The following is a 252-nucleotide window of genomic DNA, read 5'->3' on the forward strand; positions in this document are numbered from 1 at the left end:
CAGGGTCCGCGCGCCGATCACCATCCGGATTCCGTTCGGCGGGGGAATCGGTTCGGTCGAACATCATTCGGAGTCGCCGGAGGCCTATTTCGCGCATACCGCCGGACTGCGCGTGGTCTCGCCGAGTACGCCCGAGGATGCGTATCGGCTGTTGCGCCAAGCTATTTCGTGCGACGACCCGGTCGTCTTCTTCGAGCCCAAGCGGCGTTACTGGGACAAGGCCGATCTGGATTTCACCGCCCTGGACGCAGA

Annotated in this window: 1 pseudogene; it reads left to right on the forward strand. The window is 63.9% G+C overall.

The annotated features are described in order from the left end of the window. Positions 1-252: pseudogene (locus RJ05_RS05280) on the forward strand (alpha-ketoacid dehydrogenase subunit beta); the annotation flags it as partial.

Source organism: Nocardia cyriacigeorgica NBRC 100375 (assembly GCF_000308555.1).
Lineage (GTDB): Bacteria > Actinomycetota > Actinomycetes > Mycobacteriales > Mycobacteriaceae > Nocardia > Nocardia cyriacigeorgica.